General features: G+C 69.2%; 27 protein-coding genes. 18 read left to right on the top strand and 9 right to left on the bottom strand.

Annotation, left to right across the window (positions count from 1 at the left end; translation table 11 throughout):
* The first annotated feature begins 85 nt into the window (after positions 1-85).
* The 3 genes from AB0L57_RS20950 (at position 86) to AB0L57_RS20940 (ending at position 1,932) form a co-directional block, all read left to right on the top strand.
* Positions 86-826: a TetR/AcrR family transcriptional regulator gene (locus tag AB0L57_RS20950; RefSeq protein ID WP_364964586.1), complete on the top strand. Its 741-nt coding sequence runs from the start codon at positions 86-88 to the stop codon at positions 824-826.
* A 145-nt stretch (positions 827-971) separates the two neighbouring features.
* Positions 972-1,496 carry a cysteine dioxygenase family protein gene (locus AB0L57_RS20945; protein WP_364964584.1) on the top strand — a complete coding sequence of 175 codons (525 nt, stop codon included), beginning with the start codon at positions 972-974 and terminating at the stop codon, positions 1,494-1,496.
* A gap of 43 nt (positions 1,497-1,539) precedes the next feature.
* Positions 1,540-1,932 carry a rhodanese-like domain-containing protein gene (locus AB0L57_RS20940; RefSeq protein WP_364964582.1) on the top strand — a complete coding sequence of 131 codons (393 nt, stop codon included), beginning with the start codon at positions 1,540-1,542 and terminating at the stop codon, positions 1,930-1,932.
* Between the two features lie 44 nt (positions 1,933-1,976).
* On the opposite strand, the gene AB0L57_RS20935 is transcribed toward AB0L57_RS20940, so the two are convergent.
* From AB0L57_RS20935 to AB0L57_RS20915, 5 genes are all read right to left on the bottom strand, one after another.
* Positions 1,977-2,639 carry an O-methyltransferase gene (locus tag AB0L57_RS20935; protein WP_364964580.1) on the bottom strand — a complete coding sequence of 221 codons (663 nt, stop codon included), beginning with the start codon at positions 2,637-2,639 and terminating at the stop codon, positions 1,977-1,979.
* A 91-nt stretch (positions 2,640-2,730) separates the two neighbouring features.
* Positions 2,731-4,452 (bottom strand): urease subunit alpha, encoded by a 1,722-nt coding sequence (locus AB0L57_RS20930; protein WP_364964577.1) that lies wholly within the window; start codon positions 4,450-4,452, stop codon positions 2,731-2,733.
* Complete coding sequence (locus tag AB0L57_RS20925) at positions 4,449-4,835, bottom strand: urease subunit beta (RefSeq protein ID WP_364964575.1); 387 nt, start codon at positions 4,833-4,835, stop codon at positions 4,449-4,451. Before AB0L57_RS20925 ends, AB0L57_RS20930 begins: the two co-directional genes overlap by 4 nt.
* Positions 4,828-5,151, bottom strand: a complete 324-nt coding sequence (locus tag AB0L57_RS20920) for an urease subunit gamma (protein WP_364964572.1) — start codon at positions 5,149-5,151, stop codon at positions 4,828-4,830. Before AB0L57_RS20920 ends, AB0L57_RS20925 begins: the two co-directional genes overlap by 8 nt.
* A gap of 96 nt (positions 5,152-5,247) precedes the next feature.
* Positions 5,248-5,649: a PaaI family thioesterase gene (locus AB0L57_RS20915; RefSeq protein WP_364965055.1), complete on the bottom strand. Its 402-nt coding sequence runs from the start codon at positions 5,647-5,649 to the stop codon at positions 5,248-5,250.
* 306 nt (positions 5,650-5,955) lie between these two features.
* On the opposite strand from AB0L57_RS20915, the gene AB0L57_RS20910 reads away from it, so the two are divergent.
* Together AB0L57_RS20910 and AB0L57_RS20905 are read left to right on the top strand one after the other, a co-directional pair.
* Positions 5,956-6,498, top strand: coding sequence for an OsmC family protein (locus tag AB0L57_RS20910; RefSeq protein ID WP_364964570.1), 543 nt, complete (start codon positions 5,956-5,958; stop codon positions 6,496-6,498).
* A 94-nt stretch (positions 6,499-6,592) separates the two neighbouring features.
* Complete coding sequence (locus AB0L57_RS20905; RefSeq protein WP_364964567.1) at positions 6,593-7,918, top strand: bifunctional o-acetylhomoserine/o-acetylserine sulfhydrylase; 1,326 nt, start codon at positions 6,593-6,595, stop codon at positions 7,916-7,918.
* Positions 7,919-8,168: 250 nt separating this feature from the next.
* Here AB0L57_RS20905 and AB0L57_RS20900 read toward each other — a convergent pair whose 3' ends face one another.
* The gene (locus AB0L57_RS20900; RefSeq protein ID WP_364964564.1) at positions 8,169-8,876 is read right to left on the bottom strand and encodes a hypothetical protein; all 708 of its coding nucleotides are present in this window, start codon (positions 8,874-8,876) and stop codon (positions 8,169-8,171) included.
* 118 nt (positions 8,877-8,994) lie between these two features.
* Here AB0L57_RS20900 and AB0L57_RS20895 point away from each other — a divergent pair, with 118 nt between their 5' ends.
* The 7 genes from AB0L57_RS20895 to AB0L57_RS20865 all read left to right on the top strand — a co-directional run bounded on the left by AB0L57_RS20895 (position 8,995) and on the right by AB0L57_RS20865 (position 15,758).
* Positions 8,995-10,032, top strand: coding sequence for an iron ABC transporter permease (locus AB0L57_RS20895; RefSeq protein ID WP_364964561.1), 1,038 nt, complete (start codon positions 8,995-8,997; stop codon positions 10,030-10,032).
* An 80-nt stretch (positions 10,033-10,112) separates the two neighbouring features.
* The gene (locus AB0L57_RS20890) at positions 10,113-11,147 is read left to right on the top strand and encodes an iron chelate uptake ABC transporter family permease subunit (RefSeq protein ID WP_364965052.1); all 1,035 of its coding nucleotides are present in this window, start codon (positions 10,113-10,115) and stop codon (positions 11,145-11,147) included.
* An 80-nt stretch (positions 11,148-11,227) separates the two neighbouring features.
* Entirely contained in the window at positions 11,228-12,052 is an 825-nt protein-coding gene (locus AB0L57_RS20885; RefSeq protein WP_364965049.1) for an ABC transporter ATP-binding protein, read from the top strand.
* 77 nt (positions 12,053-12,129) lie between these two features.
* The gene (locus AB0L57_RS20880; protein WP_364964559.1) at positions 12,130-12,567 is read left to right on the top strand and encodes a BlaI/MecI/CopY family transcriptional regulator; all 438 of its coding nucleotides are present in this window, start codon (positions 12,130-12,132) and stop codon (positions 12,565-12,567) included.
* A gap of 63 nt (positions 12,568-12,630) precedes the next feature.
* A complete protein-coding gene (locus AB0L57_RS20875) occupies positions 12,631-13,605 on the top strand; it encodes a M56 family metallopeptidase (protein ID WP_364964557.1) in 975 nt (324 codons plus the stop codon).
* Entirely contained in the window at positions 13,598-14,989 is a 1,392-nt protein-coding gene (locus tag AB0L57_RS20870) for a DEAD/DEAH box helicase (protein WP_364964554.1), read from the top strand. Before AB0L57_RS20875 ends, AB0L57_RS20870 begins: the two co-directional genes overlap by 8 nt.
* 226 nt (positions 14,990-15,215) lie before the next feature.
* The gene (locus tag AB0L57_RS20865; protein ID WP_364964552.1) at positions 15,216-15,758 is read left to right on the top strand and encodes a DUF1992 domain-containing protein; all 543 of its coding nucleotides are present in this window, start codon (positions 15,216-15,218) and stop codon (positions 15,756-15,758) included.
* A gap of 11 nt (positions 15,759-15,769) precedes the next feature.
* Here AB0L57_RS20865 and AB0L57_RS20860 read toward each other — a convergent pair whose 3' ends face one another.
* Complete coding sequence (locus AB0L57_RS20860; protein ID WP_364964550.1) at positions 15,770-16,231, bottom strand: PPOX class F420-dependent oxidoreductase; 462 nt, start codon at positions 16,229-16,231, stop codon at positions 15,770-15,772.
* Between the two features lie 71 nt (positions 16,232-16,302).
* Here AB0L57_RS20860 and AB0L57_RS20855 point away from each other — a divergent pair, with 71 nt between their 5' ends.
* The 4 genes from AB0L57_RS20855 (at position 16,303) to AB0L57_RS20840 (ending at position 21,340) form a co-directional block, all read left to right on the top strand.
* Positions 16,303-17,742, top strand: coding sequence for a GuaB1 family IMP dehydrogenase-related protein (locus AB0L57_RS20855; RefSeq protein WP_364964547.1), 1,440 nt, complete (start codon positions 16,303-16,305; stop codon positions 17,740-17,742).
* Positions 17,743-18,013: 271 nt separating this feature from the next.
* A complete protein-coding gene (locus AB0L57_RS20850; protein ID WP_364964544.1) occupies positions 18,014-19,390 on the top strand; it encodes a hemolysin family protein in 1,377 nt (458 codons plus the stop codon).
* Positions 19,383-20,447 carry a hemolysin family protein gene (locus tag AB0L57_RS20845; RefSeq protein WP_364964541.1) on the top strand — a complete coding sequence of 355 codons (1,065 nt, stop codon included), beginning with the start codon at positions 19,383-19,385 and terminating at the stop codon, positions 20,445-20,447. The genes AB0L57_RS20850 and AB0L57_RS20845 overlap by 8 nt, the downstream gene beginning before the upstream one ends.
* On the top strand, positions 20,444-21,340 hold the full coding sequence (locus AB0L57_RS20840) for a 3-methyladenine DNA glycosylase (protein ID WP_364964539.1): 897 nt from the start codon (positions 20,444-20,446) through the stop codon (positions 21,338-21,340). Before AB0L57_RS20845 ends, AB0L57_RS20840 begins: the two co-directional genes overlap by 4 nt.
* A gap of 36 nt (positions 21,341-21,376) precedes the next feature.
* Here AB0L57_RS20840 and AB0L57_RS20835 read toward each other — a convergent pair whose 3' ends face one another.
* Both AB0L57_RS20835 and AB0L57_RS20830 read right to left on the bottom strand, forming a co-directional pair.
* Positions 21,377-21,850: a nuclear transport factor 2 family protein gene (locus AB0L57_RS20835; RefSeq protein WP_364964537.1), complete on the bottom strand. Its 474-nt coding sequence runs from the start codon at positions 21,848-21,850 to the stop codon at positions 21,377-21,379.
* A 20-nt stretch (positions 21,851-21,870) separates the two neighbouring features.
* Positions 21,871-22,305 (bottom strand): hypothetical protein, encoded by a 435-nt coding sequence (locus tag AB0L57_RS20830; RefSeq protein WP_364964534.1) that lies wholly within the window; start codon positions 22,303-22,305, stop codon positions 21,871-21,873.
* 207 nt (positions 22,306-22,512) lie between these two features.
* On the opposite strand from AB0L57_RS20830, the gene AB0L57_RS20825 reads away from it, so the two are divergent.
* Together AB0L57_RS20825 and AB0L57_RS20820 are read left to right on the top strand one after the other, a co-directional pair.
* Positions 22,513-24,066 (top strand): hypothetical protein, encoded by a 1,554-nt coding sequence (locus AB0L57_RS20825; RefSeq protein ID WP_364964532.1) that lies wholly within the window; start codon positions 22,513-22,515, stop codon positions 24,064-24,066.
* Positions 24,067-24,699: a DUF305 domain-containing protein gene (locus AB0L57_RS20820; protein ID WP_364964529.1), complete on the top strand. Its 633-nt coding sequence runs from the start codon at positions 24,067-24,069 to the stop codon at positions 24,697-24,699.
* Positions 24,700-24,750 lie beyond the last annotated feature (51 nt).

Genomic DNA, 24,750 nt, shown 5'->3' with positions numbered 1-24,750 from the left:
ACCTATCCTTCACTTCGTGCGTACGCCGTACGCGTGGCCGGAGTACAGTGTACGCATCCGGATACCCATAAGGAAAGCGAGTTTCATGCCGGACAATTCCCGCCCGCCCGCGCCGGACGATTCCCATCCGGACCCTCGCGACGACGCGCGCTCCGGCCGCGGCAGATCCGGCCCGGAACGGCTCACCCGGGCGGCGATCGTCGACACGGCCATCGCGCTCGCCGACGCCGACGGCATCGAGGCGTTGTCCATGCGCCGCATCGCCGAGCGCATGGGCGTCGGCGCGATGTCGCTGTACCGGCACGTCCCCAGCAAGGAGGCCCTGCTGGCCGAGATGACCGACGAGGTCGCGCGGCGTTACCCCTATCCGGATCCGGAGCCCGGGTGGACCTGGCGCGAGCGGGTGCACGCGGCCGCCGACATCGACTGGGATCTCTACCGGCTGCACCCGTGGGTCCTGTTCACCTTCGCGGTGCCGCGCTACAACTTCGGCCCGCACAGCCTGACCTGCCTGGGCTGGCTGACCGAAGGGTTCACCGAGCTCACCGACGATCGGCGCGAGGCCACCCGGATGGCGCTCGAGGTCTGGAGCTATATCGCGGGAATCGCACTGCAGCAGGTCAGCTCCGCCATGCTCGCCGAACGCGACGCCGACGAGGACGAGCCCTCCGGCCTGACCGCACTGCTGGAGGGCACACCACGCTGGCCGAGCCCACCGGCCCTGGCACCCCTCGAGGGCACCGGCCTCGGCGATCTGCTCGACCCGGTGCGCCAGTTGCGCTCGGGCCTGACCGCGATGTGCGACGGATTCGCCGCCCGGCGGTGAGTGCGGCCGGAACCGGCTGCCGCCCAACGACTCCGGCGGAGTTTTGCTCACGCTGAGCGTGAGGGGTCACAAACCTGCCGCGGTGGCGCAGAATTCGTGCGGCCGCGGCGCGCGGCACCTCATCGACCGACACCGAGGGAGTAGTGTGACCACGGCTTCGCCAGTGAATATCGAGCACGCCAAGGACATTCATCCAGACCTCGATATGGCGTTACTACACGAGGCCGTGATCGCGGACCGCATCCTGTGGTCCCCCGCGGAGCTGCACGAGCTGACCTCCGCGGTGGCGAGTGAGCTCGCCACTCCCCTGCTCGACATCGTCCGATTCGATCCCGCCCAGCGCTGGTGGACCCGCCTGGCACTCACCATGGGTGTCGAGCTGTGGCTGCTGTCGTGGACGCCGGGACAGGGCACCGAACCACACGACCACGGCGGCGCGTCCGGATCGTTCACGGTATCGATCGGCGAACTGGACGAGGACTTCAGCCACGGCAACGGCCCGGTGCGCTCGACGAGCTGGCGAGCCGGCGACACCGTCGCCTTCGGACCCGAGCGCGCCCACCAGTTGCACAATCGCAGTGCCCGCCCGGCCGCCACGGTGCACGCGTACTCGCCGCCGCTGCGCCCGGTTCGCCACTACCGGGCGCTGTCGGATTTCAGGGGTGTGTGACGATGCCCGGGACCGCTGCCGCACGGGACAGGAGCCGATACGTATGAGCGCCGAAGATCTGCTCGAGCACGCACGCGCCGGGCTGGCCCGGGTCACCCCCGAGGCAGCGGCACGACGATTGCCCACGGGCGCGCTGATCGTCGACATCCGACCGCACGCCAACCGGCTCGCCGAGGGTGAGATCCCGGGCTCGGTGGTCGTCGAGCGGATCGTCCTGGAGTGGCGCCTGGATCCCACCGGCGCGCATCGGCTGCCCGGCCTGACCGCGGACAGCGACGTGATCATCGTCTGCAACGAGGGCTACGCCTCGAGCCTGGCCGCCGCCGACGCGCAGCGGCTCGGGCTCACCCGCGCGACCGATCTCATCGGCGGTTTCCGGGCATGGAAGGCCGCCGGACTCCCGGTGACACCGGGCGGCACACCCGCGGTTCCCTGAGCGACGCTTCGGTGCCGAGCCCGCCCGGCGACGAGCGGGCTCCGCTATTCGACCACCACCGCGTAGGCGAACCCGTCCCAGCCCTTGCTGCCGACGGTCTGCAGCACGGTGGCATCGACCCGCGGCTCGTCGGCCAGCAGGCGCAGCACCTCGCGCCCGCCACGCACGCCCGGATCGTCGGCATCGCCGTCCACCAGCGCTCCACCGCGCACCACATTGTCGACCACGATCACCGAACCCGGACGGGTCAGGCGCAGCGCCCACTCGACATACTTGGCGTTGTTGCTCTTGTCGGCATCGATGAAGACCAGATCGAACGGCTCGGCATGGTCGTGTGCCACGGCGGGCAGGCTGTCGAGTGCGGCACCGACCCGGATCTCCACCCGCTCCCCCACGCCCTTGCGATCCAGATTGGCGCGGGCGACCTCGGCGTGATGCCGGTCGAATTCCAGGGTGATCACCCGGCCCTGCGGACCGACCGCCCGAGCCAGCCACAGGGTGCTGTATCCACCGAGCGTGCCGATCTCGAGAACCCGGCGCGCACCGGCCGACAGCGCGATCAGCGACAGGAACTTCCCCTGTGGCGGCGAGACGTCGATCGGGGGCAGACCGGCGTCCGAATTGGCTTGCGCCACATCGGAATCACCGTCCCCGATCAGAGTGTCCACCAGATACTGATCGACCGCACCCCATTCGGCATTCGTCATGATCGCCAGTGTGCCACCGGTGCGCTCACGCCGCAGCAGCGTCGTTGCCCGCGTCCGCGCGCCGCCTCCGCGGAGACCGCGACGGCACAGCTCAGAACAGGAAATACCGCTGCGCCATCGGCAGCTCGGTGGCAGGCTGCTGATCCCACACCTCACCGTCGATGCGCACGGTGAAGGTGTCCGGCTCCACCTCGATCCGGGGCATCGCGTCGTTGAGAGGCAGATCCGCTTTGGTGCGACGGCGGACGTCGGCCACCGGCACCAGCGTGCGCCGCACGGCGAGCCGCTCGGCGAGGCCGTCCTCGACGGCTTGCGGGGAGACGAAATGCACCGACGTACCGGCCGCGACCACCGGCGCCGCGCCGAACATGGGCCGCGGCAGCACCGGCTGCGGAGTCGGAATCGAGGCATTGGCATCACCCATCGCCGCCCAGGCGATCGCACCGCCCTTGAGCACGGCGTGCGGGCGCACCCCGAAGAAGGCGGGCTCCCACAACACCAGATCGGCGAGCTTGCCGACCTCGACCGATCCGATCTCGTGGTCCATCCCGTGCGTGATCGCCGGGCAGATGGTGTATTTCGCGATGTAGCGCCGCACCCGGTGATTGTCGGCGCCACCATCGCCGGGCAGCGGGCCACGGCGGCGTTTCATCATGTGCGCGGTCTGCCAGGTCCGCATCACCACCTCGCCGATGCGCCCCATCGCCTGGGAATCCGAGCCGATCATCGAGATCGCGCCCAGATCGTGCAGCAGATCCTCGGCCGCGATCGTCGACGGCCGGATCCGGCTCTCGGCGAAGGCCAGATCCTCCGGGATCGACGGGTTGAGATGGTGGCAGACCATCAGCATGTCGAGATGTTCGTCGAGGGTGTTGACCGTGTGCGGCCGGGTCGGATTGGTGGAACTGGGCATCACGTTGGCATGGGCGGCGACGGTGATGATGTCGGGTGCGTGCCCGCCGCCGGCTCCCTCGGTGTGATACGAGTGGATCGCGCGCCCGGCGATCGCGGCGAGGGTGTCCTCCACGAATCCGGCCTCGTTGAGTGTGTCCGAATGCAACGCCACCTGCACCCCGGCCGCATCGGCCACGGTGAGGCAGGCATCGATCGCCGCGGGCGTGGTGCCCCAGTCCTCGTGCAGCTTGAAACCGCCCGCGCCGCCGCGCAATTGCTCCCACATGGCCTCGGGCCGCACGGTGTTGCCCTTGCCGAGCAGCAGGACGTTGACCGGCCAGCCGTCGGTGGCCTCGAGCATGCGTCCCAGATGCCAGGCACCCGGCGTCACGGTGGTGGCCTTGGATCCCTCGGCCGGCCCCGTGCCGCCGCCGACCAGGGTGGTGATACCGCTGCCGAGCGCCTCGTCCAGCAGCTGCGGGCAGATGAAGTGCACGTGGCAGTCGATCGCACCAGCGGTCAGGATGCGGCCGTTACCGGCGATGATCTCGGTCGACGGGCCGATCACCAGATCCGGGTGCACGCCGTCCATGGTCTCGGGATTGCCGGCCTTGCCGATCGCGGCGATCCGGCCGTCGCGAATACCGATGTCGGCCTTGATGATTCCCCAGTGATCGATGATCACCGCGCCGGTGATCACGGTGTCGGGGGTGCCTTCGGCGCGGGTGGCACGGGCCTGGCCCATCGATTCTCGCAGCACCTTGCCGCCCCCGAAGACGGCCTCGTCTCCGGCCCGCCCCGGTCCGCCACACCGATCCTCGGTGATCTCGACGACGAGATCGGTGTCCGCCAGGCGGATCCGATCACCGACGGTGGGTCCGAACAACGCCGCGTACCGGGCCCGGGAGAGTTCCGTCATCGGCCGACCGGCCCTTCCTCGTTCTCGGCACGAGCATTCCCGGCCCGCACCGGCCCGAGCGGCCCCGGCGCCGCGTGGCCGATGCCGTACACCTCCCGGCTACCGCCCAGGGGCACCAGCGAAATGCGCTGCGGCAGGCCGGGTTCGAAACGCACCGCGGTTCCGGCGGGAATATCGAGACGCCGGCCGTGCGCGCGATCCCGGTCGAATTCGAGCGCGGCGTTCGCCTGCGGAAAATGCACGTGGCTGCCGACCTGGACCGGGCGATCGCCGGTGTTGACGACCTCGAGTTCGACCCGATCCGCGCCGGCATTGATCTCGATCGGATCCGCGGCGAGCAGATATTGCCCGGGCACGATCCCGGAGCCGCCGGTATCACTCATCGCCGCGCACGTCCGCGCCGATCGGGTGGTGCACGGTGACCAGTTTCGTGCCGTCGGGGAAGGTGGCCTCCACCTGTACGTCGCTGATCATCTCGGGGACACCGGACATGACGTCGTCACGCGAGAGCACCGTGCGGCCCGACGACATCAGCTCCGCGACGGTGCGGCCGTCCCGGGCGCCTTCGAGAACATGGTCGGTGATGATCGCGACGGCCTCGGGGTGGTTGAGCTTCAGCCCGCGCGCCTGCCGCCGCCGCGCCAGTTCGGCCGCGTAGCTGAGCATGAGTCGTTCCCGCTCGTGCGGTGACAGGCGCACTTCGACTCCTCGCGATGATCGGGCCGGCACAGCGTCACCGGGCACGAATTCGTGGTCGACATTCTGGCACGGCCGTACTGTGCGCGCGCGCCGGACCTAACCGTTGGCCGGTGCCTCCGCGGCGAGATTCTGCAGCCGCACCTGCCCGCGCGCGACGAGGCGATCGTCCTCATCGGTGATCTGGACCTGCCACAGCTGCTGGGACCGGCCGCGATGCACCGGGGTGGCGACACCACGCAGGACGCCTTCGCGCACGGCGCGCAGAAAATCGGTGTTGTTGTTCACACCCACCACATGACCGCGATCGGCGAACCAGACGCCGCCGCCGACACTGGCCAGCGTCTCGATGACGGTGCAGTACACACCACCGTTGACGATGCCCGCCGGTTGATGCAGCTGCGGGGAGACCACCCATTCACCCGCGACGCGATCGGGCCCGACCTCGGTGTACTTCAACCCGATCACATCGGAGAAGGTCCCCTCGCTGTAGCGGGTCATCTGCTCGGGCGTCACATCGGCCAGCGAACCACCGTCGAACCGGTCGTGCTCAGTCATAGAAGAACACTTACACCACCTGTGTACCGGCCGGTACGGCGGTGTCCGCGGCCGATCGGCACCCGCGGCACCACGGCACGGTGGCGGCGCGGGCGCCGCGGCACACCGGCGATCGGACAGCACATCTCGGTCCAGCGACGAAATATGTTGCACCGGAACGCCATACACATTTCCCGAGAAGGTCCAGCGTTGCGATCACAGCGAGCGCAACCCTCGTCGCCGATCGGTCACGGATCTACGGTGGCGGCCATGACAGCCGAATCGGCCACTGCGCTCAACGACATCGTCGACGCCACCGCCCGGGCGATCGCGGGCGACGCGGCGAAGGCACAGGTTCTGTTCGCCGCCGCGGGAGTCCCCGAGGGCACGGTCGGCAGCGCCGTCACGGCCGGCACCCACACGGTCCGGGTCGACGAACCGGCGGCGCTCGGCGGAGCGGGGACCGCACCCAATCCGGTCGAGTTCTATCTCGCGGCGCTGATCTCCTGTCAGGTGGTGACCTACCGGTTCTGGGCTCAGCGACTCGGCATCACCGTCGAGGATCTGCGCATCGACGCCGAGGGAGATCTCGACGTGCGCGGATTCTTCGGACTCGACGACACCGTGCGTGCCGGATTCGAGCAGGTGCGCGTGAACGTGCGCATCCAGGGCCCGGAGTCGGCCGCGCGCTACGCCGAACTACAGGCCGCCGTCGATGCCCACTGCCCGGTTCTCGATATTTCCACCGGACAGACCCCGGTTCGGACGACACTGGTCATATCGGACCCGCAGGACTCCGTAATATCCGCCTGATCGCAGCCGCGAACCGGGCATCCCGAGGCGACCACCCGGCCGCCTCGTGCTCGACCATTCCATCCCCGACGAACACCCTTTGGAGCTGAAACCCATGACCGACTCCGTCGAGCAGACCGACCCGGCGCAGAACTGGAGCTTCGAGACCAAACAGGTCCATGTCGGCCAGGTTCCCGACGGCGCCACCAACGCCCGCGCACTGCCGATCTACCAGACCACCTCCTACACCTTCCGCGACACCGATCACGCGGCGGCGCTGTTCGGCCTGGCCGAGCCGGGCAACATCTACACCCGGATCATGAACCCCACCCAGGACGCGGTCGAGCAGCGCATCGCCGCCCTCGAAGGTGGTGTGGCGGCACTGCTGCTGGCCTCGGGGCAGGCGGCGGAGACCTTCGCGATCCTCAATATCGCCGGCGCCGGTGATCACATCGTGTCGAGCCCGAAGCTCTACGGCGGCACCTACAACCTGTTCCACTACACGCTGCCGAAGCTGGGCATCGAGGTGTCGTTCGTCGAGGATCCCGACGATCTGGACCAGTGGCGCGCCGCGATCCGGCCGAACACCAAGGCGCTCTACGGCGAGACGGTGTCCAACCCGCAGAACCACATCCTGGATCTGGCGGGCCTGTCGGCGGTCGCCCACGACGCGGGCGTGCCGTTGATCGTGGACAACACCGTCCCGACGCCCTACCTGATTCAGCCACTGCGCCACGGCGCCGACATCGTCGTACATTCGGCGACGAAGTACCTGGGCGGGCACGGTGCGGCCATCGCGGGCGTGATCGTCGACGGTGGCACCTTCGACTGGACGGTCACCGACGCACAGGGCAATGCGCGCTTCCCCGGTTTCACCACTCCCGACCCCAGCTACCACGGTGCCGTGTTCGCCGATCTGGGCGCTCCGGCGTACGCGCTCAAGGCCCGGGTGCAGTTGCTGCGCGACCTGGGCGCGGCCGTCGCACCGTTCAACGCCTTCCTGATCGGCCAGGGCCTGGAGACGCTGAGCCTGCGGGTGGAGCGGCACGTCGCCAACGCGCAGGCCGTCGCCGAATTCCTCACCGAGCAGCCCGAGGTCACCACGGTGTTCTACGCGGGCCTGCCGTCCTCGCCGTGGTACGAGCGCGGCCGGGAGCTGGCACCCAGGGGCACCGGCGCGATCGTCGGCTTCGAACTGGCCGGCGGTGTGGACGCGGGCAAGAGGTTCGTCGACGCGCTGACCCTGCACAGCCACGTCGCCAATATCGGCGATGTGCGCTCGCTGGTCATTCACCCCGCCTCGACCACACATTCACAGCTGACTCCCGAGGAGCAGCTCGCGGCGGGTGTGACGCCTGGCCTGGTGCGTCTGGCCGTCGGTATCGAAGGGATCGAGGACATCCTCGCCGATCTGCGCACCGGGTTCGCCGCCACGCACTGATCCGGTAGGCCGCTGCGCCGATAGCGGGCCGAATGCCCGGCCCTTCCCGGAGGCGGGAAGGGCCGGGCATTCGCTCGTCCATGATGGGTCTCGCTGCGAGACGGACAGATTCGACGGCGCCGGCCGGAAAAGAACAACGCGGCGGGCCCTCCGTGACAAAGGGCCCGCCGCGGGCAGTGGATCGGGGAGTCGACCGCAGCCCTCGGGACTCACGCTCGATCCTGACGCCGATTCAGAGTGTAGGCCAGGCTTACCTAACTAAGCAAGACCGACGTACCGGCAATCCACGATCGGCCAGTGCGGCCAGCACCGCCTGCCCTCGTTCGGTGCCGCGATCGGACCCGGTCCGGGCGAGTTCGGGAACATAGGTGGCGGCACCGACGACCGCCTCGCCCACCAGACCCCAGAAGCGCGCCCGTCCCAGCCCCGCACAGCGAAACAGGCTGTCGCACACCAGGGTCAGCGCCGCATCGCAACGGTGCGCCAGCCAGACGTCCAACGCCCGGTCGCACGGCAGCGTGACCACACCCGGACGCCCGGCCAGCGGATCACCCGCGACGACGCGAATCGTGGTGTCCGACAATCCCGCCCAGTCCAGGCCACCGTCGTTGTCGGTGTGCACCCAGAGATTCTCGAGACCCGGATCCCAGGCCCGGTTGTCACAGACCACCAGCGCCACGACCCGGCCGACCACGGCATGGATCAGCGCGGTGGCCACCACCTCGGCCGCGGTATCGGGATTGATCATCTCCGCGGCATGGCGCCGGTACATCAACTCGATGCGCCCTTCCCGGACGCCGTCGGCCAGGCGCCACCAGCGCCGGCGACCCTGCTCGGCCATCGCCGCCGTCGCATACACCCGCGGGTGTCCTGGTTGCAGCGCGCGCAGCCGCACACAGATCCGCTCGAAGGCCGGCTCCACCCGGCGATCCGGGAATATCGTCACTGGTTCGGACATCGAACCCCCTCAACGCTCGGCATTACGGTCGACAATGAAAGATAGGTTAGGCTTACCAGACTTAATGAGCCAGCGTCCGACCATCATGAGAAGCGTCACCCAGGAGTAACCCGCCGTCGTGTCCGCCCCAGTTACCACCTCCCGCCGCCGCGCGGGCGGCCTGGCACTCCTCGCCGGGGTATTGCTGATCGCCGTTGTCGCCGGCCTGGCCGTCGGCGCGAAATCGGTGTCGCCCGCCACCGTGTGGCAGGCCGTGACCTGCCCGGGCGGACTGCCGTTCACCTGCCCCGCCGACGGCCAGGCCGCGCAGATCGTGCGCGAATTGCGCCTGCCCCGAACGATTCTGGCCCTGCTCACCGGTGCCGCACTCGGTATGGCCGGCGCGCTGATCCAGGGCTACACCCGCAATCCGCTCGCCGACGCCGGCCTGCTCGGACTCAACGCCGGTGCGGCATTCCTGGCGGCCCTGGGCATCCACCTGTTCGCGCTCACCCAACCGAGTCAATACATCTGGCTCGCGTTCGCGGGCGCGCTGGTGGCCGGTGTCGTGGTGTTCGCGGCGTCGGCGACCGGTAGCGGCCGATCCACGCCGCTGACACTGGTCCTGGCGGGCGCGGCGGTCACCGCACTGCTACAGGCACTGACCAACGCGGTGATCCTGCTCGATCCCGCGGCACTGGACACCTACCGGTTCTGGGTGGTCGGCACACCGGCCGGCCACGAGACCTCGGTGGCCGGGCAGATCGCACCGTTCATCGTGGCCGGGGCCGTGCTCGCGACCGTGGCCGCGCCCGGACTGAACGCGATCGGGCTCGGCGAGGATGTGGCACGCGGACTGGGGGTGAACATCGCCCGCAACCGTGCGGTGGGGCTCGTCGCGGTGGTGTTGCTGACCGGTGCGGCCACCGCCGCGGTCGGGCCGATTTCCTTTCTCGGACTCATGGTTCCGCATCTCGGCCGGATGATCACCGGCCCCGATCACCGCTGGCTGATCCCGTATTCGGCACTGCTCGGGGCGATCGTGCTGCTGCTCGCCGATATCGTCGGCCGGGTGATCGCACCACCCGGTGAACTGCAGGCCGGAATCGTCCTGGCGGCGGTCGGGGCACCCTGCTTCGTCGCACTGGTGCGCCGGCGGAAGGTGGCCGAACTGTGAACACCCGCGGCGATATCGGCACCGACACCACATCCACCGCGACGCCGGCACGGGTGCTCCCGGCCGTCCGCATCGCCGGTATGTCTGCGGTGCTGCGAATGTCGGTTCTGCTCACCCTCGTGGCCATCGTCGTCGCGATCGTGGTGCTGTTCGCGGTCGACATCTCGGTCGGCGATTACCACATTCCGATCGGCCGCGTGGTGGACGTGCTCACCGGCGGCGGCACCCGCTCCCAGCGTTACGTCGTCACCCAGTCGCGGCTGCCCCGCGCGGTCACCGCGCTGATCGCCGGGGCCGCCCTGGGTATCGCCGGGGCCATCACCCAATCCATCCTGCACAATCCGCTCGCCAGCCCGGACGTCCTGGGAATCACCTCGGGCGCGAGCTTCGCCGCTGTCGCGGTATTCGTCGGTGCGGGCGGGACCGCCACCGGAATCGTTGCCGCACTCGGCGTTCCGCTCGCCGCGCTGGCCGGCGGGCTGATCACCGCGGCGCTGATCGCCATCCTGGCACTGGGCCGGCGCGGCGCGGGCGACACCGGCGTCGGCGGGATGCGATTCATCCTGATCGGTATCGGCGTCAACGCCTTTCTGCTGGCCGGCATCAACTGGCTGATCACCCGCGCGAGTCTCACCGACGCCTCGCGTGCCCAATTGTGGCTCACCGGATCGCTCAACGGTGCCGACTGGACCCGGACCTGGGCCGCCGCGGCCGGTCTGGCGGTCGTGGTGGTCGTCGCCGCGGGATCGGTCCGCACCCTGGCGGCGATGCGCTTCGGATCCGACACCACCCGCGCACTCGGCGTACGAGTCCAGACCCAGCAGATGCTGCTGATCGGTGCCGCGGTGACGGCGGCGGCGCTGGCCACCGCCGCGGTCGGGCCGCTGGCCTTCGTCGGGCTGGCGGCGCCGCAGATCGCGCGCCGGATCCTGCGCACGCCGGGTGAACCGGTCATCGGCTCGGCACTGACCGGTGCCCTGATCGTCATCGCCGCCGATGTCGCGGCCCGCACCGTGGTGCCCGTCGATCTGCCGGTCGGTCTGGTCACCGCCGCCTTCGGCGGCCCGTTCCTGCTGTTGCTGCTGATACGCGTGAACCGGAAGGCGACCCTGTGACCACTCGAACCCCGCACCGGAGCACCGAATCCGGCGATCGGCCCGGCACCGACACCGCACACCGGCTCACCGCCGACGACATCACCCTCGGCTACGGCGGGCGGGTCATCGTCGACGGGCTCAGCGTCGATATCGCGCCCGGCCTGGTCACCACCATCATCGGGCCCAACGGCTGCGGTAAGTCCACGCTGCTGCGCGGACTGGGCCGGCTGCTGCGCCCGACCGCGGGCCGGGTCCTGCTGGACGGCAAGGCGATCGCCACCATGAAGACCCGCGATGTGGCACGCGTCGTCGGCATGCTGCCGCAGACCCCGGTCGCCCCCGAGGGGCTCACGGTGGCCGATCTGGTCGCCCGCGGACGGCATCCGCATCAGTCGTGGCTGCGGCAGTGGTCGACCGACGACGAAACCGAGGTCGCCCACGCCCTGGCCCAGACCGGCGTCTCCGATCTGGCCGACCGCACCCTCGACGAACTGTCCGGCGGACAGCGCCAGCGGGCCTGGATCTCCATGGCACTGGCCCAGGGCACCGACATCCTGCTGCTCGACGAACCCACCACCTACCTGGATCTGGCCCATTCGCTCGAGGTCCTGGACCTGGTCGACCGGCTGCACGAGGATCTGGGCCGCACGGTGGTGATGGTGCTGCACGATCTGAATCTCGCCATCCGCTACAGCGACCACTTGATCGTCATGCGCGAGGGCCGGATCGTCGCCGCCGGAGCCCCCGGTGAGGTCATCGACACCGAGTTGCTGGACACCGTGTTCGGCCTGCGGGCCGAAGTGCACACCGATCCGGTCTCACAGCGGCCGATGATCGTGCCCATCGGCGCCCGTCATGTCATCGGCGCGGTGGGCGGACCCCGTCCGGCGGACTTGGAAACAAGTTCCCGACCTGGGCTATGAAAAATCCCACACAGCTACCGACCGGTTACGACGATCTGTAGTACGCATTTGTGTCGTTGCCTCCGTAAGCTTGAGGGATGGCAGGTCTTGGTGAACTCGAGAAAGCGGTCATGGACCAGTTGTGGTCGACCGATGAACCGCAGACGGTCCGGCAGGTCCACGAAGCCCTCGCCGCACGCCGCGAGCTCGCCTACACCACGGTGATGACGGTGCTACAACGTCTGGCGAAGAAGAATCTGGTCGTCCAGCAGCGCGACGACCGCGCACATCGGTACGCCCCCGTGCACACGCGCGACGAACTCGTGGCCAGTCTGATGTTCGATGCGCTGCAGCAGGCCGACGAGGTCGGCTCCCGGCGTGCGGCCCTGGTGCACTTCGTCGAACAGGTCGGAAAGGATGAGGCTGCCGCACTCCGTGACGCACTCGCTAAGCTCGAAGCAACCGAGGCCGCGCGCAACCCCTCCGATGACGAGAACCCCGCGTCCGACGACAACGGAGTCGCCCCGCCGCAATAGCTGCACGGCGTTCTCCGCCGCCGCGATCTCGGGCCCTGGCCCCCACAACGCAGTGAGCTGAGTATGAACGCAACAGCGCCGGTCTTCGCCGGTCTCGCCTTGCTTCTCGCGGGACCGGTCCCCGCGCTGCTCGGCCGAGCCACCTGGACCTATCGGACACCGCGCGCGGCACTGGTGCTGTGGCAGGCCGTCGCCTTGGCGGCCGTGCTGTCGGCCTTCGGCTCCGGCCTCGCCATCGCGAGCCTGCTGCTGGTCCCGGGCCCCGACGGCCGTCCCACCACCTCCCCCACCAAGGAGATCAATGCCCTCGGGCTCGCCGTGTGGCTGGTCTACGTGGTGGTCTTCGCCCTCACCCTGCTGGTCGGCGCGCGACTGATGTACGCGGTGGTCCGCGTGGGCGTGCACACCCGACGGCGGCGCGCCCGTCATCGCATGCTGGTCGACCTGCTCGATCAGGGCGAGGACGCGCACGGTGAACTGATCGCGGCATCCCCTCCGGCGGTCGCCCGCGCCGCCGACATCCGGGTCCTCGCCGCCGCCGAGCCGATCGCCTACTGCCTGCCGGGTCTGCGCCGGCGGGTGGTGCTCAGCCAGGGAACCTTCGCGAATCTGTCGAAGACCGAGCTCACCGCGATCGTCAGCCACGAACGTTCCCATCTGCGGGCGCGTCACGATCTCGTCCTCGAGGCGTTCACCGCCGCACACGAGGCCTTCCCGCGCGTGGTACGCAGCAAATCCGCACTGGATTCGGTGAAACTGCTGATCGAACTGCTCGCCGACGACTCCGCGGTGAAGGTCACCGGACCGACTCCGCTCGCCCGCGCGCTGGTCACCTGCTCGAACTCCACCGCGCCGCAAGGCGCCATGGCCGCCGGCGGGCCCACCACGCTGATCCGGATCCAGCGCCTGGCCGGACCCCTCGGTGATCTGCGCGTCGCGACCGCGGCCTATGTCACGGCCACGGCGATTCTCGTCGTTCCCACACTCGCCGTCGCGATTCCGTGGCTGGTCGAATTGAACCGGCTGCTTCGTGCCTGAAGCCGGTCGCAAGGGCCCCGGCTTCGCCGCCCTCGGCCTTCCCGTCGAACTCGTGCAGGCGTTGCGGCGGGCCGGTGTCGAGACCGCGTTCCCCATCCAGACGGCGACGATTCCGGATGTCGTGGCCGGACGAGATGTCCTGGGCCGTGCGGCCACCGGCTCCGGCAAGACCCTCGCCTTCGGCCTGCCGATGCTGATGCGGCTGCGGCGCGGCGCCTCGGCCCCGCGCCGTCCGCGCGCACTGGTGCTGGCGCCGACCCGCGAACTCGCGTTGCAGATCGAGGCGACACTCGACGATCCGGCGGTGGCCCTCGGCCTGCGGGTCGCCGCGGCGGTCGGCGGAATACCGATCAAGCGGCAGGCCGATCGCCTGGGCCGCGGGGTGGATCTGCTGGTCGCCACGCCGGGCCGGCTCACCGACCTGATCGGCCAGGGCGCGCTCGCGCTGGACGCGGTCGCGACGGTCGCGATCGACGAGGCCGACCACATGGCCCAGCTCGGCTTCATCGATCAGGTGCGCGCGGTGCTCGACCTGTTGCCCGCCGACTGCCGGCATCTGCTGTTCTCCGCCACGCTCGACGAGGCCGTCGACGCGCTCGTCCGCGACTACCTCGACGACCCCGTCCGCCACGATGTCGGCACCGGGCCGGGCGAACCCGCCGGCGCCGAGGCCGCGGTTACTCCGGCGACCGCCGAAGGCGATGGCGCACAGGCCGATACCGGCGGCCGCACCCCCGCGCCGGCGCATCCCGAGAGCGTCGCCCACCACCTGCTGCGCGTGCGCGCCGCCGACAAACGGGCGGTGATCACCGAGATCGCCGCCCGCCCCGGCCGCACCCTGCTGTTCGCGCGTACCCAGTACGGCGCGGACAAGCTGGCACGGCGGCTGCGTGAATCCGGTGTCGCCGCGGTGGTTCTGCACGGTGGACTCACCCAGAACCAGCGGATCCGCACCCTCGCCGCCTTCAGCGACGGCAGCGCACCGGTGCTGGTCGCCACCGATGTGGCCGCGCGCGGTATCCACGTCGACGACATCACCCTGGTGGTGCACGCCGACCCGGCCGCGGATGCGAAGGATTACCTGCACCGCTCCGGGCGCACCGGCCGAGCGGGCGCCTCCGGCACGGTCGTCACGGTCGTCACCGACGCGGGTGACGACGCCGCCGCCGTCCTGCGCGCCGCCGGCGTCCCCGCGCGCGAATCACGCGTGCGCCCCGGCGACCCGGCGCTCATCGCGATCACCGGAGCACGTCGGCCCACCGGCCGCCCGGCGGCGAATCCGATCGCCGCCCCCACTGCGGCACCCGACACACCCGGGAATCCGCGGGCACAGTCCCGCAGACCACATACTCCCGCGCGCCGCAGCAAGCGTCGAGCAAACTGAGCGGGCCGGGGCGGCGCCCGCGGCCGGGAGCAGGATTCGGCACATCGCGGCAACTTCCTCGCCGATCCCCGAACATGTCCGCGCGCGAACAGGTTTCGAGCCACTACCCGTATCGGCCGGAAACGCGTCCGGCATTCGACGTCCGCACATGCGCTCCGCCAACCGGGATGTCCGTTTCGTCCCACCACTAGACTCGACAGCGACGCCGACGATTCGGGAGGCATGGATGACCGAACGCAAACCGGCCGGCATGGGTTTCGAGTCCTGGATCGACAAGCAGATCCGGGAGGCGAGCGAGCGTGGCGAATTCGACGATCTGGCCGGTACCGGCAAACCGCTGCCCGGCATGGGCGAACCGTACGACGAGAACTGGTGGCTGCGAGATCTGCTCCGCCGCGAAGGGGTCGGCGGCGAGGGCCTGCTGCCCGCCTCCCTCGTGCTGCGACGCGATCTGGAACGACTACCCGACACCGTGGCCGCGATGAACTCCGAGGCCGAGGTCCGCGCCTACGTCGCCGATCTCAATGCCCGCATCGTGGAATGGATCCGGATGCCGCACGGACCCCAGGTCCGGGTGGCCCCGGTGCACACCGACGAGGTTCTCGACAGCTGGCGCGCGATCCGGCGCACATCCGCACCCGCCCGTCGGCGCGGCGAAACCACCTCCACCACACGGCAACCGGGCGGCCATCGAGCGCGGCGAGGGTGGTGGCGGCGCCTGTGGCACCGCGATCGGACGGCACCGGACGCCGGCACCAGCCGCCTCTGACCGGCAGCGGCCTAGTCCGTCCGGCCGGGCGGGAAGCCACCGGTCGCGACCGGACCCCAGCGCTCGACATCGATGCGGATCAACGACTTGTCCTGCCGCGCCATCGCCGCGCGGTACTCCTCCCAATCCGGATGCTCGCCCGCGATGCCGCGGTAGTAGTCCACGAGCCCGTCGAGGGCTTCCGGCATGTCGAAAACCGCTGCGCGCCCATCGATCTGGACATAGGGGCCGTCCCACTCGTCGGACAGCACGCAGATCGACACCTGCGGCCGCTGCCGGATGTTGCGTGCCTTGGCCCGGCCGGGATAGGTGGAGATCACGATCCGGCCCTCCTGGTCGACGCCACAGGTCACCGGCGACATCTGCGCGCTGCCGTCGGCCCGGGTGGTGACCAGGACGCCGCGGTGACGCGGCGTGACGAACTCGAGCAGTGCCGCCCGGTCGATCACGGTGGCGGTCGCGATACGTGGCATGAACGATCCTTTCGGCGTCGGTCTTCTCATGCTCACCCTCCATCATGATCGATTCCCCTACAATGGCCGGAGTGCAGTTTCTTCCAGGACACACGCCGCCGTACGACCTCACCTACGACGATCTCTTCCTCGTACCCCATCGCACCGATGTGTCGTCACGGTTCGATGTGGACCTGTCCACCACCGATGGGACCGGCACCACCATCCCGATCGTGGTGGCCAACATGACCGCCGTCGCCGGGCGGCGGATGGCCGAAACGGTCGCGCGCCGCGGTGGCATCGTGGTGCTGCCCCAGGATCTGCCCATCCCCGCCGCCGCGGACACCATCGCGTTCGTCAAGAGCCGGTCACTGACCGCCGACACCCCGGTCACGCTCGGGCCCGACCACTCGGTGTCGGACGCGCTGGCGCTGATCCACAAACGCGCCCACCGGGCCGTGGTCGTCATCGAGGGCGACAAGCCGGTCGGTGTCGTCACCGAGGCCGCCTGCGCCGACGTCGACCGGTTCGCGCGGCTGCGCACGATCGCCGACGCCGATTTCGTCTGCGCCCAGGCCACCGCCTCCCCGCGCGAGATCTTCGATCTGCTCGAATCCGCTCACCACGCCACGCTCGCGGTCCTGGTCCACGCCGACGGTTCGCTCGCGGGTGTCATGACCCGCACCGGCACGGTACGCGCCGACATCTACACGCCCGCGGTCGACGGCGCCGGAGCGTTGCGTGTCGCCGCCGCCGTCGGCGTCAACGGCGACATTCCGGCCAAGGCGAAGGCACTCGTCGACGCCGGCGCCGATGTGCTGGTCATCGACACCGCGCACGGCCACCAGGTGAAGATGCTCGAGGCGCTGCGCGCGGTGGCCGATCTGAAGCTCGGGGTCCCCCTGGTGGCGGGCAATGTGGTCTCCGCGGCGGGCACCCGTGATCTGGCCGAGGCCGGCGCCGACATCATCAAGGTCGGAGTGGGTCCCGGCGCCATGTGCACCACGCGCATGATGACCGGCGTGGGCCGCCCGCAGTTCTCCGCGGTCGCCGAGTGTGCCGCCGCGGCAAAGGATCTGGGCGTGCACATCTGGGCGGACGGCGGTGTGCGGCATCCGCGCGATGTGGCACTCGCACTGGCCGCCGGCGCGTCGAACGTGATGATCGGCTCCTGGTTCGCCGGCACCTACGAATCCCCCGGCGACCTCCGGGTCGACCGCGACGGCAACGCCTACAAGGAGAGCTTCGGCATGGCCTCCAAGCGCGCGGTGGCCGCCCGCACCGCCGCCGACAGCGGCTTCGACCGGGCCCGCAAGGCGCTGTTCGAGGAGGGGATCTCCACCTCGCGGATGCGGCTGGACCCCGAACGCCCCGGTGTCGAGGACCTGATCGATCACATCTGCTCCGGCGTCCGCAGCGCGTGCACCTACGCCGGTGCCCGGACCCTCACCGAACTGCACGACAACGCGGTGCTGGGGGTGCAGTCGGCCGCCGGTTTCGCGGAGGGACGGCCGCTGCCTTCGGGCTGGTGATCGCGGGGAGGGCCGCGCGCGCTTCCGAGCCTGCGACGCGCCGCGACGATGAACCGGGCACCGTGGCCCGGTAACATAGGGTTTGCCGATCGGCGGGGCACGTCCGCGCCGTTCGGCATCGAGTATTGTTTCGGCTCGTCCACTGCGAAAGGAACCAGTTGTCACCCGCGTCCGAGGGCGCCACACAGGAGGGCTCCTCTACCGAGCCGGGTGACCAACCCGGCGACTCCATCTCCGCAGATCCTCCGTTATCCGGCGGGCGGTGCCGGCCATGACCATCGTGCTCACCGTCGTCAGCCTGCTCGGATTCATCGCACTCACCGCGGGCACGGCCGTCTTCGTCGCCGCGGAGTTCTCCCTCACCGCGCTCGAGCGCAGCACCGTCGAGGCACATGCCCGCGAGGGTGACCGCCGCGCCCGCCAGGTCCGCCACGCACACCGCACGCTGTCGTTCCAGCTGTCGGGCGCCCAGCTCGGCATCACCATCACCACCCTGGTCACCGGCTATATCGCCGAACCGGTGCTGGCCCGGCTGATCGAGCCGATCTGCACCGCACTCGGCGCGAGCACCGGTACCGCACAGGGCATCTCACTGGTCATCGCGCTGGTGCTGGCGACCTCGCTGTCGATGACCTATGGCGAACTGGTCCCCAAGAACATCGCGATCGCGGAGCCGCTGGGCACCGCACGCTGGACCGCGGGACCGATGATCGTGTTCACCACGGTCTTCTCCTGGCTGATCAAACTGCTCAACGGCGCCGCGAACTGGGCGGTGCGGCGACTCGGGATCGAACCGGCCGAGGAACTGCGGTCGGCACGCTCCCCGCAGGAGCTGGGATCGCTGGTCCGCACCTCCGCGCTGCGCGGTTCGCTCGATCAGCGCACCGCGCTGGTCGTCGACCGCTCGCTGCTGTTCGGTGAGCGCAGCGCCGAGGATCTGATGACCCCGCGGGTGAAGATCGAAACCCTGGACCAGGGCGACACCATCGCCGATCTGATCGCCGCCGCCAACCGCACCGGCGTGTCCCGCTTCCCCGTCATCGACGGCGATCTGGACAACACACTCGGCATCGTGCACGTCAAACAGGCCTTCCTGTATCCGGCCGGGCAGCGTGCCACCATCGCGCTGTCCTCGATCGCGCGGCCGGTCCCGATCGTGCCGGCCAGCCTCGACGGTGACACCGTGCTGGAGCGGGTACGCGCCGACGGTATGCAGCTGGCCCTGGTGGTCGACGAATACGGCGGCACCGCGGGGCTGGTGACCATGGAGGACATCATCGAGGAGATCCTCGGCGATGTTCGCGACGAACACGACGAGGAGGAACTCGACGTGCGCCGCACGGCGCTGGGCTGGAACTGCTCGGGCCTGCTGCGCATCGACGAGGTGTCGCGGGCCACCGGCTACTGGGCACCCGAGGGCGAGTACGACACCCTGGGCGGGCTCGTGCTGACCACCCTCGGCCGTATTCCGGTGACGGGCGACGAGGTGGTCCTGCCGATCACCGACGCCACGCACACCCTGGCGCCCCATACCCACGGCGGCTGGCTGGCGCGAGTGGAGCGAATGGACGGACGGCGGATCGACCGGGTGCTGTTGCAGCCGGTGGACGCCGACGCGGTGACGACGTGGGAGCTCAGCCATGGGTGATCTGTTCGGTCTGTTGCTGACCATCGTGCTCCTGGGCGCGAACGCGTTCTTCGTGGGCGCCGAGTTCGCACTCATATCCGCACGCCGGGACCGCCTGGAAACTCTTGCCGCGCAGGGTAAGCGAGGCGCCAACACCGTCATCGGGGCGGCCGAGCACCTGTCGATGATGCTGGCCGCCGCCCAGCTGGGCATCACCATCTGCTCCTTGCTGCTGGGCCGGATCGGCGAGCCCGCGATCGCTCATCTGCTCGAGCGTCCCTTCGATATCGTGGGCGTGCCGGACGAGCTGCTGCACCCGGTCGGCTTCGCGCTGGCGCTGGGTCTGGTGGTGATCCTGCACATGCTCATGGGCGAGATGATCCCGAAGAACATCGCACTGGCCGGACCGGAACGGGTGGCGCTGCTGCTGGTTCCGATCATGCTGTGGTGGCTGCGCCTGGCCCGGCCGCTCATCGGTCTCTACAACCTCGCGGCCAATCTCACCTTGCGCGCGTTGCGGGTCGAGCCGAAGGACGAGATCGATGCCACGGTGTCGTCGGTGGAACTCGCGGAGATGATCGGCGAATCCCGGTCCGAGGGGCTCATCGACGAGGAGGAGCACCGCCGGCTCACCCAGGCGCTGGGCACCACCGACCGGATCGTCGCCGATGTCATGGTGGCGCTGTCCACGACCCGGTGCGTGCCCTTGCGCGGAGACGGCACCACTCTCGGGGACATCGAATCCGCGGTGGCCGAGACCGGCTTCTCCCGCTATCCGGTGCGCGCGTCGGACGGCTCACTGGTGGGCTATCTGCACGTCAAGGATGTGCTGGACAAGGTGGCCGACGATGCGGCCGGCCCCGCGACGCCGATCCCGCGCACCGATATCCGGCCGTTGCCGACGCTGAGCATGGGTACCGCGCTCTACGAGGCGCTGGCCCGGCTGCGCCGCACCAACAGTCATCTGGGCCGCGTGATCGACAGCCGTGGAAACACCGTCGGCATCGTGGCACTCGAGGATCTGGTCGAAGAGTTCGTCGGAACGGTGCGCGACGCCACGCACCGGGTGGCCGAATGAGCACCCCGGCCCCGGTCCGTACTCGCATCCTGACCCGCCGACAGTGGCAGGTGCGGGCGCGGGCGCACCGGGACCGGGTCGACGAACTCGCCGGTCCGTATCTGCGCCGACGCGCGGACGGCCGTAAGCATCCGGTGATCGACTTCCTGTTCACCTATTACGGGCACAAGCCGGCGCAGTTGCGGCGCTGGCATCCGGGATTCGGTGTGGCACTGCAGGATTCCGAGGAGTACGTGGACCGGCGGGGGTATCACCGGATCGAGGTGGACGCTGCCACCGGCCCGGTCTGCACCGCGGATCCGGCGTTTCTGGATCGCCGCCGCGACACCGTGACGTTCGTGACGGAACTGCTGGCGGCCACGGCTACCCGCCCGCCCCAGCTGTCCTGCTTCGGGCTGCACGAATGGGCGATGGTCTATCACAGTGACGAGGTCCGCCACCAGCAGGTTCCCCTGCGCCTGGGCCGCACCGGAACCGACGCGGTGGTCGAGTCGATGTCGTTGCGCTGCACTCATTTCGACGCGTTCCGCTTCTTCACCCCCGACGCCGCACCCCGCAATATCGAGCCGCTGACCCGCGACGATCAGATCCGCCGGGAACAGCCGGGCTGCTTGCACGCGGGCATGGATCTGTACAAGTGGGCCTTCAAACTGATCCCCCTGATCGACTCCGAACTGCTGCTGGACTGTTTCGCCCTGGCCTGCGATGCCCGCGAGATCGACATGCGCGCCAGCCCGTACGATCTGACGGATTTCGGATACTCGCCGATCGCGATCGAAACTCCCGGCGGCCGTGCGGATTACGTACGCGCCCAGTCCGATCTCGCCGCCCGCGCCACCGGGCTGCGTACCCAGCTGATCCAGCGCTGCCGGGGCCTGCTCGCCGAGGACTGACCGGCGCGGCACAATCGACTGTGCCGCGCCGGACGGTCAGCGGCCGCTGCGGGCGCTGAGTTCGGCCGTCGCGTCGTAGATCCACGACATGTCGGCGGCGGCGAAATCCTCCAGCCAGGTCGACGGCGCGGCGGAGGTCAAGGTGTCGAAGTTCCAGTAGTCCTTCCACAACGAAACCTTGCCGCGATCGACCCGGTGCACCGAGACGAACGGCAGGTCGGCACGCTCACCGGTCGGCCACACCCAGGTCTCGGAGTGTTCGTAGATCACATCGGAGCCGTCGGCGACCAGCAGGCCGTCGTGATTGGTGTACTCGGACAGCCCGGCCAGTCCGATCCGCAGCCGTTTGACGGTGTCAGCCGGTCCCTTGGCGGCCAGTGTGGGGCCGGTGGGCACATCCAGATAGATGCAGTCCTCGCTCAGCAGCGAGGTGACCCCGTCCCAGTCGCGCCGTGCCAGCGCCGCCCACAACCGCAGGACCACCGCCCCCGGATCATCGTTGTCGGACATACCGATTCCTCGCTTTCGCGCTACAACACCGGATCGATGGTGGCGTTGATGGTGTGGATGGTCCCGTCGGGAATGACGAAGGTCTCGGTGATGTCGACGGTCATCAGCCGCACACCGGCGACTCCGGAGTCGAGCAGATATCGCGCGGTCACCACATCACCGCATTCGGTCATGCGCACATCGCGGATGTCCTGGATCACCGCGTACTGCACGCCGTCGTTCAGCTCCCGGGTGAGCTGCGGGCCCGAGTAGCCGGTCTGCAGCCCGGCTTCCACGCGGGTGGCATCGGGCGCGAAGGGCACGGCACTCGCGTCGTGGGAGACCAGTGCATCGATGTAGGTGCGGGCCACGGCCTCGCGCGGGGTGTCGGCCGGATTCGGTGCTGCCGCGGCCACCGCGACGCCTGCGTTCAACGCGGCAGCCACCGCACCCGATATGACTGCAACGTGTTTCATTCCCATTCCGTGGAGTTTGTCCCAAGTGTGGCTGTGGCGCAACAGCTCCCGTACCGAATGCCGGTTTCGCGGAAAAAGGACCACTGAGAAGGTGACTGAGATACCGTTTCGATGCATTGTCCGGAACCGGGGGTACCGGTCACTTCGGGCAGCTGGACCCGTTTCGATGTGGAAAGTGGGGGACCCGCAATGGTGCGGATGTCGAGGATGCCCCGACCCCTGTTCGTTCTGGCCGCGGCGCTGCTCGCGGCGGCGGTACTGCCCCTCGGCAGCGCTTCCGCCGATCTGCAGTCCGATATCGCCGGCCAGGTGCAGGAGTTTCTCGATATCGGCAAGGTCGCGGTGCCACCGGCCGACTGCGGTCCGGGATCGCGCCCGGAAACCGGCATACAGGGCGATGTTTCGGCCGCCGATCGCGATTCCGGCCGCAGTACACAGGGCTACACCTGCAACATGTCGTTCGTGGGCGGCTATCAGGGCCGGGGCGCCGGGATCACCTCGACCACCTTCGACCACTGCTCCTACACCGGCTCGTTCTTCCCCGGAAACCTGCTGGGCCCGGCACAGGGCGTTCAGGTGATCGACGCCTCCGATCCGGCGCACCCGGCATTGACGGCCACGCTCACCGAGCCGGCGATGCTCGCCGGTACCTGGGAGAGCCTCAAGGTCAACACGGCCCGCAAGCTCCTGGTGGGCACCGGCGTGCCGTTCCTCGAGGGCACCGGCTACCTGTCGGTCTACGACATCTCCGACTGCGCCCATCCCCGCCTGCTCAATCCGGGGCCAGGATCGAATCTGGGCATGCCCCTTCCGATCACGACGCACGAGGGCGGCTTCTCCCCCGACGGGCGCACCTACTGGGCCTCCGGCATCGCCCCCGGATTCGTCAGCGCGGTCGACCTCACCGATCCGGCGAACCCGCACGTGGTCTGGCAGGGATTGACCGGTATCGAGGCACACGGGTTCGGGATCAGTCCCGACGGCAACCGCATGTATCTGTCGGCCCTGGGCGGATTCACCGCGCTCGACATCAGCGCGGTCCAGCGCCGAGATCCCGATCCCCAGGTCGACCACATCGGCCGGGTGTTCTGGACGGACGGCTGGGCCACCCAGCACAGCGTGCCGGTCCGCTACGACGGTAAGCCGTACCTGTTCACCGTCGATGAGGGCGGAGCCGGCGGCGTGAAGCTGGTCGACATCTCCGACGAGAACGATCCGAAGGTGGTCAACAAGATCAAGCTCCGGATCAACCTGCCGGAGAACCAGGACAGCATGGTCGCCTCGTCGATGGGCGGTTCGGTGTTCTCCTACGATCCGCACTACTGCGCGGCCGACCGACCCGACAATCCGACCGCCCTGGCCTGCGGCTGGGAATCGTCGGGCATCCGGGTATTCGATGTGCGCGATCCGTTCCACGTCCGTGAGATGGCCTATTTCAATCCGCCCGCCCGGACGGGGCAGAACCTGCAACTGTGGAACTCCCCGCACGCCCTGGCCTCGCTGATCGGAGCGCCCATCATGGACGGATTCTCGGTGGCTCGCACCATCCTGGACGGGAAATTCGATCCGGCACAGGCACTGTCGCCGCGCAGCGGGATGGTCGCCGGCGGCGATGTGTCCACCGACTGGTGTTTCGCGCCGCCGGAATGGCACGGCAGCCAGCTGTGGACCACCTGCAACGACAACGGCTTCATGGTGCTGCAGCTGGACAACGACGTGTATTCACCGCCCGCGGATCAGCAGTCGATCGTGGGCTCGTAGATGTCGCGCTGGTCACGCTGGGCCTCCTACGCCGCGGCCGCGCTGATCCTGCTGGTGATCGGCGCGGCGCTGCGGCCACTCGTCCTGCCCGAGACGCACAGCGCCGCACCGGTTCTCGACATGACCGAAATCGGCTTCACGCAGGACATGACCGCCCATCACCAGCAGGCGATCCAGATCGTGGCCCGCCTGGATCCCGGAGTGGATCCACAGGTGCTGCGGCTGGCCCGCCAGATCGATCAGTCCCAGCGGGTGGAGATCGGGACCATGCTGGGCTGGCTGCGACTGGCCGATGCCGCCCCCACCTCGAGCACACCCATGGCGTGGATGCATTCCGGTGACATGGCCGGCCATCACCACACCGGCACCGGCGCGCCCGCCATGCCCGGTATGGCGACGATGGCAGAACTGGACCGGCTCTCCGCCGCCCGCGGGCGGGACGCGGAAGTGTTGTTCCTGCAGTTGATGTATCGCCATCATCAGGGCGGCCTGGCGATGGCGCACGCGGCCGATCAGGAGATCGCATCCGGGCCGGTGAAAGAACAGGCCCGGGCGATGATCGTGGCCCAGAGTCAGGAAACCGGGCTGATGGCGCTGATGCTCGATCAACGTGACGCGCAACCGCTCCCGTAATTCGCCTCGGCCGCTCACACGGACAGTGTGTCGGTGGGCCGGGTTATCGTT

The organism is Nocardia sp. NPDC052254, assembly GCF_040679495.1.
In the GTDB taxonomy this organism is placed as follows: domain Bacteria; phylum Actinomycetota; class Actinomycetes; order Mycobacteriales; family Mycobacteriaceae; genus Nocardia.
Note: the sequence above shows the minus strand (reverse complement) of the source record. Positions and strands in the feature narration are given on the sequence as shown.